Annotated in this window: 9 protein-coding genes and 1 pseudogene; 7 read left to right on the forward strand and 3 right to left on the reverse strand. The window is 44.3% G+C overall.

Features of this window, described 5'->3' with window-relative positions:
* Positions 1 to 157: 157 nt before the first annotated feature.
* The gene (locus F6J99_RS34640; RefSeq protein ID WP_293119952.1) at positions 158 to 604 is read right to left on the reverse strand and encodes a tellurite resistance TerB family protein; all 447 of its coding nucleotides are present in this window, start codon (positions 602 to 604) and stop codon (positions 158 to 160) included.
* A 208-nt stretch (positions 605 to 812) separates the two neighbouring features.
* On the opposite strand from F6J99_RS34640, the pseudogene ligA reads away from it, so the two are divergent.
* From ligA to F6J99_RS45840, 3 genes and pseudogenes are all read left to right on the forward strand, one after another.
* Positions 813 to 2,876 (forward strand): annotated as a pseudogene (gene ligA / locus F6J99_RS34645) (NAD-dependent DNA ligase LigA); the annotation flags it as partial.
* A 93-nt stretch (positions 2,877 to 2,969) separates the two neighbouring features.
* On the forward strand, positions 2,970 to 3,818 hold the full coding sequence (locus tag F6J99_RS45835; protein ID WP_365974874.1) for a helix-hairpin-helix domain-containing protein: 849 nt from the start codon (positions 2,970 to 2,972) through the stop codon (positions 3,816 to 3,818).
* A gap of 56 nt (positions 3,819 to 3,874) precedes the next feature.
* Positions 3,875 to 4,075 (forward strand): BRCT domain-containing protein, encoded by a 201-nt coding sequence (locus tag F6J99_RS45840; protein ID WP_365974871.1) that lies wholly within the window; start codon positions 3,875 to 3,877, stop codon positions 4,073 to 4,075.
* 158 nt (positions 4,076 to 4,233) lie between these two features.
* Here F6J99_RS45840 and rpsU read toward each other — a convergent pair whose 3' ends face one another.
* Both rpsU and dusB read right to left on the reverse strand, forming a co-directional pair.
* On the reverse strand, positions 4,234 to 4,413 hold the full coding sequence (rpsU, locus tag F6J99_RS34660) for a 30S ribosomal protein S21 (RefSeq protein WP_008186741.1): 180 nt from the start codon (positions 4,411 to 4,413) through the stop codon (positions 4,234 to 4,236).
* A gap of 673 nt (positions 4,414 to 5,086) precedes the next feature.
* Entirely contained in the window at positions 5,087 to 6,097 is a 1,011-nt protein-coding gene (gene dusB / locus F6J99_RS34670) for a tRNA dihydrouridine synthase DusB (RefSeq protein WP_293119954.1), read from the reverse strand.
* A 410-nt stretch (positions 6,098 to 6,507) separates the two neighbouring features.
* Here dusB and F6J99_RS34675 point away from each other — a divergent pair, with 410 nt between their 5' ends.
* The 4 genes from F6J99_RS34675 (at position 6,508) to F6J99_RS34690 (ending at position 10,084) form a co-directional block, all read left to right on the forward strand.
* The gene (locus tag F6J99_RS34675) at positions 6,508 to 6,744 is read left to right on the forward strand and encodes a hypothetical protein (protein ID WP_293119956.1); all 237 of its coding nucleotides are present in this window, start codon (positions 6,508 to 6,510) and stop codon (positions 6,742 to 6,744) included.
* 380 nt (positions 6,745 to 7,124) lie between these two features.
* Positions 7,125 to 9,035, forward strand: a complete 1,911-nt coding sequence (gene dnaK, locus F6J99_RS34680; RefSeq protein ID WP_070391749.1) for a molecular chaperone DnaK — start codon at positions 7,125 to 7,127, stop codon at positions 9,033 to 9,035.
* A 738-nt stretch (positions 9,036 to 9,773) separates the two neighbouring features.
* The gene (locus F6J99_RS34685) at positions 9,774 to 9,905 is read left to right on the forward strand and encodes a hypothetical protein (protein WP_293119958.1); all 132 of its coding nucleotides are present in this window, start codon (positions 9,774 to 9,776) and stop codon (positions 9,903 to 9,905) included.
* A complete protein-coding gene (locus tag F6J99_RS34690; RefSeq protein ID WP_293119960.1) occupies positions 9,902 to 10,084 on the forward strand; it encodes a hypothetical protein in 183 nt (60 codons plus the stop codon). The genes F6J99_RS34685 and F6J99_RS34690 overlap by 4 nt, the downstream gene beginning before the upstream one ends.
* Positions 10,085 to 10,205: the final 121 nt, after the last annotated feature.

Genomic DNA, 10,205 nt, shown 5'->3' on the forward strand with positions numbered 1-10,205 from the left:
TATAAAAATTATAGACGTAATGTTAATTAAAAATCAAGGGTAATAGGCTTTTTAGTTTAATTAACAACTACGGACTTAATTAATCAATAATTTTGACAAAACTAGCTAAATTATTGATTAATTAAGTCCGTAGTTGTTAATTAAACTAAAAAGCCTATTACCCTTGATTTTTAATTAACATTACGTCTATAATTTTTATAGCCGTTTCTTCTGATATCTCTAAAGCATGATAAAGCTCGTTCAAAAACTCTTCTTCATCATCGGTAATTTCTCCATCTGCTAAGATAATATCAGTGGCGATCGCAAAGGCTGTTCCTTGTAGTTCATGGGGGAGTGATTTCAGGGCTCCACTAAGAAGAGGATCAGAACCTTGCCGCTGCAGGAGCATCAAAAGTCGTTCAAACATTCTTGCCATTACATCAGCTGAGTAGCTCCTAAACAGCTGCATTCGAGATAAGGCAGTAATAATGGCTTGAACCTCAGAATTAGTCGCGTATCCGTCAGCAGCACCAGCAATTAATGCGATCGCAGCAAAGGCTTCAGCTGGTCCGAGTGTTATTTGGCTGTGTTGACGACTAATTGAAATTTTGTCAAACAGACCCATTGTTGTTGTCTCTTGGAAAAGTACCTTAGTTAATACCAAGATGACATTAGTGACCGCAAACGAAATTAGTGGAAATACTGAACTTGTGACTAAACTTTGCGAAAGTTTTCTATTCCACCTCAAGCAGGGCTATAGTTAATCTGGATAGTTAATCTGGTTAATCTGACCAATGAACTAGACTCAATCTCCATCAAGGATAATCACCCCTGTGGCACCAGTAACCCCCGACGTAAACCAGCGAGTTCAGGAACTGCGGCGACTGTTGCAAAATGCTAGTTATGCCTACTACGTCCTGGACAATCCCATCATGGCAGATGCCATCTACGATCAACTCTACCGGGAACTGCAAGAGCTGGAAACAGAGTATCCTGAGTTAGTAACCTCTGATAGTCCAACCCAGCGGGTAGGAGAGAAACCAGCTACTGGTTTTGTTTCCGTGCGCCACAATATCCCACTCTATAGTCTGGATAATGCCTTTAACCTTGAGGAATTTAAGCAATGGCAAGAACGATGGCAGCGTCATATTTCTAGTGACATTTCTCAAGACTCAGGTCTCAATACTGAATACGTTTGTGAACTCAAAATTGACGGTTCAGCATTAGCACTGACCTATGAAAATGGGAGTTTAGTGCGGGGAGTGACCAGGGGTGATGGGTCCACAGGAGAAGATATTACTCAGAATGTCCGCACTATTCGCTCCATTCCTTTGCGGCTCAATCTAGAGCAACTTAATCTAGACCAAAATCTAGACCAACTGCCAGGTTTAGTAGAAGTGCGTGGTGAGGCATTCTTACCTCTGGATGTATTTGAGAGAATTAATCAGGAACGAGAACAAGCAGGTGAGCCATTATTTGCTAATCCTCGTAATGCCGCTGCTGGTACGTTGCGCCAATTAGAGCCGCGAATTGTTGCTAAACGGCAATTGGCTTTCTTTGCTTATACCTTACATATTCCGAATCAGGATAGTAGTGAGGAGTACACCATCCCAATGCCCAATTCCCAATGGGATGCTTTAGAATTGCTGCAAAAGCTTGGTTTTCCGGTGAATCCCCATCGCCAATGTTGTACTTCCTTACAGGATGTTCAGGATTATTACAATTACTGGGATGGGAAACGGAAAGATTTACCCTACCTGACCGATGGGGTAGTGGTGAAAATTAATGCTTTCCGGATACAAAAACAATTGGGGTTTACCCAGAAGTTTCCTCGTTGGGCGATTGCTCTGAAATATCCGGCTGAAGAAGCTCCCAGTCGTGTGGAAGCAATTACAGTTAATGTGGGACGCACCGGAGCAGTGACACCCTTGGCTATTTTAGAACCAGTGCAATTGGCAGGCACAACAGTACAACGGGCTGCCCTACACAATGGTGATTATGTTGCCCAATTAGATTTGCGAGTTGGGGATACGGTGATTGTACGAAAAGCGGGGGAGATTATCCCGGAGGTGGTACGTGTCTTACCAGAGTTACGTCCTGATCATGCTAAACCCTTCGAGATGCCTACCCATTGCCCTGTTTGTAATCAACCCTTGGTGCGTCCTAAGGGTGAAGCAGTGACTCGCTGTATTAATTCATCTTGTCCTGCGATTGTGAAGGGAACTCTCACCCACTGGGCAAGTCGTAATGCTCTTGATATTAATGGTTTGGGGGAAAAGATTGTAGAACAATTAGTAGACCAAGGCTTAGTGACATCTGTTGCTGACCTTTATGATTTAACCTTAGAGCAGTTGGTGTCATTGGAGCGTATGGGGCATAAGTTAGCCCAGAAGTTGCTAAATGCGATCGCAAAATCCAAAACCCAACCTTGGTCGCGAGTCCTGTATGGGTTGGGGATTCGTCATGTGGGTAGTGTCAATGCTCAAACCCTTGCCCAGACTTTTCCTACCATTGAGCAGTTGGCTCAAGCAACCGTCACCGATATTGAGGGAATCTACGGCATTGGACCAGAAATTGCTCAGTCTGTCTGGGGTTGGTTTCAGATTTCCAGCAACCAGACCTTGATTGCTCGATTGCGAGAAGCGGGTTTACAGTTAGCAGCCTCATCTAAAACTATAGCGCTAGATAAAAATCAACCCTTAACTGGAAAAACCTTTGTGATTACTGGCACCTTGCCTACCCTGAAGCGTAGTCAAGCGAAAGAATTGATTCAAAACGCTGGTGGTAAGGTTACTAGTTCCGTTAGTGCCAAAACTGATTATTTGGTGGTTGGGAAAGATCCTGGTTCTAAGTTAGAAAAGGCTAAAGCATTAGGAATTACCCAATTAACTGAATCCGTATTAAAATCCCAGCTATTAGTAGAATCCCAGAAGTTTCCTGCGATTGTTAAGGGAACTCTCACCCACTGGGCAAGTCGTAATGCTCTTGATATTAATGGTTTGGGAGAAAAGATTGTCGAACAATTGGTAGACCAAGGCTTGGTGACATCCGTTGCTGACCTTTATGATTTAACCCGAAAGCAGCTGGTGTCATTGAAGGGTATTGGGCATAAGTTAGCCCAAAAGCTGCTAAATGCGATCGCAAAATCCAAAACCCAACCTTGGTCACGAGTCCTGTATGGGTTAGGGATTGGTCATGTGGGTAGTGACAAGGCTAAAACCCTTGCCCAGACTTTCCCTAACATTGAGAAGTTGGCTCAAGCAACCATCTCCGATATTGAGGGAATCTACGGCATTGGACCAAAAATTGCTCAGTCTGTCTGGGATTGGTTTCAGATTTCCAGCAACCAGACCTTGATTGATCGATTGCGAGATGCAGGTTTACAGTCGATTGACAAGAGACCTCTGACCCGCTGGGCAAGTTGTGATGCTCTCGATATTAACGGTTTGGGAAAAAAGATTGTCGAACAATTGGTAGACCAAGGCTTAGTCACATCCGTTGCTGACCTTTATGATTTAACCCTAGAGCAGCTGGTGTCATTGAAGGGTATTGGGAATAAGTTAGCCCAAAAGCTGCTAAATGCGATCGCAAAATCCAAAACTCAACCTTGGTCACGAGTCCTTTATGGGTTAAGGATTCGTCATGTGGGTAATGACAAGGCTAAAAACCTTGCCCAGACTTTCCCTAACATTGAGCAGTTGGCTCAAGCAACAATCCCCGATATTGAGGGAATCTACGGCATTGGATCAGAAATTGCTCAGTCTGTCTGGGATTGGTTTCAGATTTCCAGCAACCAGACCTTGATTGATCGATTGCGAGAAGCGGGTTTACAGTTATAAGTATCCCCTAAAACTATAGCGCTATATAAATCAAACCATTAACCGGAAAAACCTTTGTGATTACTGGCACCTTGCCTACCCTTAAGCGTAGTGAAGCGAAAGACTTGATTCAAAACGCTGGTGGTAAAGTTACTAGTGCCGTTAGTACCAAAACTGATTATTTGGTGGTTGGGGAAGATGCTGGTTCTAAGTTAGAAAAGGCTAAAGAATTAGGAATTACCCAATTAACTGAATCCCAGTTTTTGGAGTTGCTGTAAGTTAAGGTATCTCACACCAATCTACCTTACCGATTCCCAATTCCCGATTCCCGATTCCTTTACTGTGGTTGGTTAAACCAGTCAGGTGATGGCGAGTAAGCCAACAAAAAAACCCCGCGTCTGATGACCGGGGAGTGTTGACAGTGTCAATTGAAGGTTTAGCGGTACCGACGCTTGCGTCTGCGAGCGATCGCTTTGCGCTTTTTCTTTTCAATGGGAGTCTCAAAGTGACGTAGACGCTTCATATCAGCAAAAATTCCAGCTTTAGATACTTGTCGCTTAAATCTACGCAGGGCTGACTCAATGCCTTCATTTTCACCGACAACCACTTGGGTCATACTAAATTAATCCTCCTAAATTTGAACAAAAAATTCTACCTATACTATCATACAATTATATTATCTAGCAAGATTGCTGATAACAAGACGTCATAAGATATTACCAAAAATTTTGGGTAATCGCGCCCTGTCCTTATAGGACGGCTTTTATTTAAACTTTATCTTGACAGTTTGTGATAGGTGTGCTAAAAGAAAAATATAAAAGACTAGATAGATACTATCTAACCATAAGTAGACAACGTAAAAAATATGTATCAGATACATATTGCGTAATTTGGTCTAACGACTTAAACGTCTGCCGAAAAATTTAGATAAAAAAAAGTACCTATCTATCTAATATAAAAAAAAGGTACGGTGGGGCACACCGGAACCTGGATCTGAAATGATCTAAACGCTCGGGGAGATTTGTCCTCTACTCTTCCTGGTTCCGGCCTGGTTGAGCAAGACGAGTCGTTGATCCAAGAATCCCCGTTCTTATAGGACGGGGAGTGTCAACCAGCAGCCTCAATATGCGACAGAATATGCCTGGGTGATTATACCGTCAAATACTGGAAAAAAAGACTATTTCATTAACAATTGCGGTTGATCTCGATGAAGGTAAGGATTCAGCTATCAGCTATCAGCTATCAGCTATCAGCTATCAGCTATCGGCTGACGGCTGACGGCTGATTGCTTACTGATCAAGTTTAGCGATCGCATTTTCAATCAACTCAACTCCTTGGTCAACCGTCTCTATTCTACTGAGTTTCTGACGCAATTCCCCTGCTCCAGGAAACCCTTTCGCGTACCAACTCATGTGTTTCCGGGATTGATAAATACCCCGCTCCCCCTTATAGTGCCATAGACCTTGTAAATGCTCTTTAGCACATTCAAGCAGTTGTACTGGTGTAGTTGGGGGTAACAGTTGTCCGGTTTTCAGGAAATAGTCTATTTCTCCGACTAGAAAGGGATAGCCCAGGGTTCCCCGAGAACACATTACCCCATCAGCACCGGTTTCTTCCAAGCAGCGTACTGCTGCATCGACGGACAAAATATCCCCATTAGCAATAACTGGGATTGACAGCACATCTTTTACCCGCTTAATCCATTCCCAGCGAGCGGAGCCATTATACCCCTGGTCACGAGTACGGCCATGGAGGGTCAACATCTGAGCCCCGGCATCTTCCATACGTTGGGCAAATTCTACGGCATTGATCTCCTGATCAGTCCAGCCAATACGGGTTTTGACCGTTACAGGTACCTCCACTGCCTTGACTACTGATCGTACAATTGCTTCTGCCGTTTCTGGATCTCGCAGTAAGGCAGACCCGCCACCATTTTTAGTAATTTTATTAACAGGGCAACCCATATTGATATCTACAGTATCTGCCCCTTCTGCCACTGCCCTTTGTGCCGCTTGAGCCAGAAATTCCGGGCGACAGTCGAATAATTGGATACTGATCGGCTTTTCTAATGGGTCTACCTCCATAATCTTGGGTAATTCTCGGAGATACTTTAACTGGCTAGCATGAACCATTTCGGTATACATCATCGACTCAGTGGCGTAGCGACGCACTAGGCGACGAAAGACCAAGTCGGTTACTCCAGACAGGGGTGACTGTAACACCCGGCTGTTGACCTCAACTGAGCCAATTTTAAGGGGTGATGCTAACCGTTGCTGTAATTGTGGAGATAGAACTGGCATTGGTAATGGTGTTGTTCCGGTCGTGATCACCTAATAGCATTTATCAAGTAGGTGAGGTATAATATCCTGAGTTTTAGGGAGCAGGGTTCAGGAAGCATGGAGCATGATTTAATATGGAAAAAAAATAGGTAACAGGGAATAGCTGAACAAATATGTGTACCTCATTAATATGAGAAGCGATAGCTCTATGTTTGATCAGTCTGGGAAAACTTTTGTGATTTCTAAGTTCTCTAACTCTTGTACAAACGGCGATCGCTTCTATATTTTCTAATAAGAATCAGAAAATAGAGCTAAATCTCAACAACTCTGTGAGTGTAACAACAAAGCGCGATCGCAATCTCCGAGAATGACAGAACACAGATATAGCGGTGATCATACTTAGCTGATCATACTTATAGCAGTTCTTAATTATGAATCCTCATCTCCCCATCTCCCCATCTCCCCATCTCCCCATCTCCCCACACCTCCCTATCTTTCCCTATTCCCGACTCCCGACTCCCGTTTCAGTTTCCTCAACTACTCTCAAGACGGCAAACACAACTGATTTTTTACGGTTCACACCAATCCCAACAGCCGTTAATTTTCGTAAATTAGACACAGGCAAGGCAACAAAAAGGGGTCAGGAAAAAAACATACATGGGTTTTGACCATAGCAGTCCTAATTGAAACGTGACGGAAATCAGAACTCTTGGTGGATTCTTCCCCAACTTCGGTGATCTTCCCTATGTTCCGACTATCACACCTAATCGAAAATGGCGCTGATTACCCATAACTTTTTTCTTTCCTGCTGCCCCTTGACCGAGAAAATCAGTAGATAATCGGTTATGCAATCGAGAACCGTCCCATCTTAGGTTCGGGAAACCACCCTTCATTAGACTGGCAAATAAAGTTCAGTATAAATAATGGTAATCCAACCGATGGTATAAAAACTCGCAACGGTTATTGCTTGAACCAAAAGGCACGGATAATTCTCTAATCCTCTCCTACCCTACCAGTATTTGTAGTTATAGGCACCCGGAACACTCTTATGGCAAAAGTTGTTGGAATTGACTTAGGTACAACAAACTCCTGTGTAGCAGTAATGGAAGGTGGTAAACCCACGGTTATTGCTAATGCAGAAGGTTTTCGGACAACCCCTTCAGTCGTAGCTTATGCCAAAAATGGCGATCGCTTAGTGGGTCAAATTGCTAAGCGTCAGGCGGTGATGAACCCCGAAAACACTTTCTATTCAGTCAAACGCTTCATTGGACGTAGATACAGTGAAGTCACCAACGAGGCTACCGAAGTATCTTACAAAACTCTCAAGGTTGGTGATAATGTCAAGCTAGATTCCCCAGCTCAAGGAAAGCAATTTGCGCCAGAAGAGATATCAGCTCAGGTGCTGCGCAAGCTGGTTGATGATGCTAGCAAGTATCTTGGGGAAACCGTTACCCAAGCCGTCATTACTGTGCCAGCTTACTTCAATGACTCCCAGCGTCAAGCTACTAAGGCAGCGGGTAAGATTGCTGGTGTTGAAGTGCTGCGAATTATCAACGAACCGACCGCAGCGTCTCTGGCTTATGGTTTAGACAAGAAGAGCAACGAAACTATCCTGGTGTTTGACTTGGGTGGTGGTACCTTTGACGTCTCTATTCTAGAAGTAGGTGACGGGGTATTTGAAGTGTTAGCTACTTCTGGTGACACTCACCTCGGTGGTGATGACTTTGATAAGAAAATTGTTGATCACCTAGCCAAAGAGTTCCAAAGCGCAGAAGGGATTGACCTACGTAAGGACAAGCAAGCTCTACAACGTCTGACTGAAGCCGCAGAGAAAGCCAAGATTGAGTTGTCTAGCGTTATGCAAGCTGACATTAACTTGCCTTTCATCACGGCTACCCAAGAAGGGCCTAAGCACCTGGATATGACCTTGACTAGGGGTCAGTTTGAAGATATTTGCTCTGACTTAATCGACCGTTGCCGCATTCCGGTAGAGAATGCCATCAAGGATGCCAAACTCGATAAGAGTGCCATTGATGAGGTGGTCTTGGTTGGTGGTTCTACTCGGATCCCTGCAGTGCAACAGGTGGTCAAGAAGGTACTTGGCAAGGATCCTAACCAAACCGTTAACCCCGATGAAGTGGTAGCGGTAGGTGCTGCTATCCAAGGTGGTGTATTGGCTGGTGAAGTCAAGGATATCCTACTGTTGGATGTCACCCCCTTGTCCTTGGGTGTGGAAACTCTCGGTGGCGTGATGACGAAACTGATTCCTCGCAACACCACTATCCCCACCAAGAAGTCAGAAACCTTCTCTACTGCTGTGGATGGTCAGACCAACGTAGAAATCCATGTTCTTCAGGGTGAGCGGGAAATGTCCTCTGACAACAAGAGTCTGGGAACCTTCAGATTGGATGGTATTCCCCCTGCACCCCGTGGCGTGCCTCAGATTGAGGTAACCTTTGACATTGATGCCAACGGTATCCTGAATGTTACCGCTAAGGACAAGGGCACTGGTAAGGAACAGTCAATCAACATTACTGGTGCGTCCACCCTATCCGATCAGGAAGTAGACCGGATGGTTAAGGATGCTGAAGCTAATGCAGAGGCTGACCAAGAGCGTCGCGAGAAGATTGACCGTAAGAACCAAGCTGATTCTCTGACCTACCAGGCCGAGAAACAGATTAAAGAACTCGATGATAAATTGCCAGCAGCTGATAAGGAGAAGATCGAAGGGTTGATCAAAGACCTGCGAGAGGCAATTGGCCAAGAGGATGATGAGAAAATCAAGACTCTGACCCCTGAGTTACAACAAGCTCTCTACAGTGTTAGTGCTAACCTGTATCAACAAGCTGAGGGGGCTGCTCAGCCTACTGATCCTGGCACACCAGGTCCTGATGCTGCTGCTTCTGGTAGCTCCGGTGGTGATGATGTCATTGACGCTGAGTTTTCTGAAAGCAAGTAGGGGTTTAGCTAAGCATTCAGCGGTCAGCGGTCAGCGGTCAGCGGTCAGCGCTGAGCCCTGAGCGGTCAGCGGTCAGTGGTCAGCGGTCAGCTTTCCGTAACTCAGATAAAAAAAACGGTTACCTGTTTTATTTTCAAACTGATAGCTGATAACTGACTAACTGATAGCTGATAGCTGATGACTGATAGCTGAATACTTACATGGCTAATAGCTAATGGCAGATAATCCTAAACCTTAGTCTATCCTTGTCTAAAGTCTAATAAAGGTTGATGAGAATTTGATTACTCGTCAACCTTTTGCTTATTGGATTTTAGGGAGTAGGCAGTAGGGAATAGGGAATCGGTAATCGGAAAAAAATTATCACAATTACAACAGGGATTGCTATATGATAAATTAGTAGCTAAAGTCTAGGCAAAAGGCAAAGGGCAAGAGGCAAGAGTCGTCACTTAGTGTCGTCACTTAGTAGAGTAGAATTGATGAATAATAGATTCTATCAGTACTTTTAGGCAAAAAAGTAAATCTTTAAAATAGTTTATCGGTGACATTTTAAAACATCAAAACATCAAACTAAAAGCAACTTTTGCCGGGAGCAGGTCTTGCTTTGCTGAAACATTAGTACTATTTTCCAGTAGAGCAAGCAATTACCCATGAGGGGGCTATAGATAATGTACAAATATTCATCCAGGACTAGCTCCCCTTCAGACCTATTACCTATTACCGTCTTGATGCAAAGCGCGAGTGGGGGAAACCACGCCAGTTGCTCATGGGGGAGACCCCCAAGACCGCACTGGCTCCCCAAGACCGCGCTGCATCGCTATTACCCATTACCTATTACCTATTACCTTAGTACTAATGTTGCTGCATAAGTGACATGCTCCCACTTTTGCCTCTTGCCTCTTGCCTCTTGCCTCTTGCCTCTTGCCTCTTCTGAATTACCGATTACCGATTCCCTACTCCCTAAAAACATTACCCAACTGAAAACGCTATTGTGGATAAACAAACGATTGATTCAATTCAAAACCTCCGCTACCAAGCTGCATCGTTGCTAGTTTATCAATCAGTCTTGAGTGAAGGGGTAGGTTTAGCTTTTTTGAAACTCTTAGAAGCTCTGGTTAACAGGGATGTGGATGATATCCGTTGTTTAAACGCTTATGGTGACTGGTTTCAAGA

This window comes from Moorena sp. SIO4G3 (assembly GCF_010692305.1).
Lineage (GTDB): Bacteria > Cyanobacteriota > Cyanobacteriia > Cyanobacteriales > Coleofasciculaceae > Moorena > Moorena producens_A.

What these genes read in the sequence shown, in the direction of transcription:
- F6J99_RS34640 (WP_293119952.1), bottom strand. Translation starts at nt 604, where the DNA reads ATGGGTCTGTTTGACAAAATTTCAATTAGTCGTCAACACAGCCAAATA.
- rpsU (WP_008186741.1), bottom strand. Translation starts at nt 4,413, where the DNA reads ATGACCCAAGTGGTTGTCGGTGAAAATGAAGGCATTGAGTCAGCCCTG.
- dusB (WP_293119954.1), bottom strand. Translation starts at nt 6,097, where the DNA reads ATGCCAGTTCTATCTCCACAATTACAGCAACGGTTAGCATCACCCCTT.
- F6J99_RS34675 (WP_293119956.1), top strand. Translation starts at nt 6,508, where the DNA reads ATGAATCCTCATCTCCCCATCTCCCCATCTCCCCATCTCCCCATCTCC.
- dnaK (WP_070391749.1), top strand. Translation starts at nt 7,125, where the DNA reads ATGGCAAAAGTTGTTGGAATTGACTTAGGTACAACAAACTCCTGTGTA.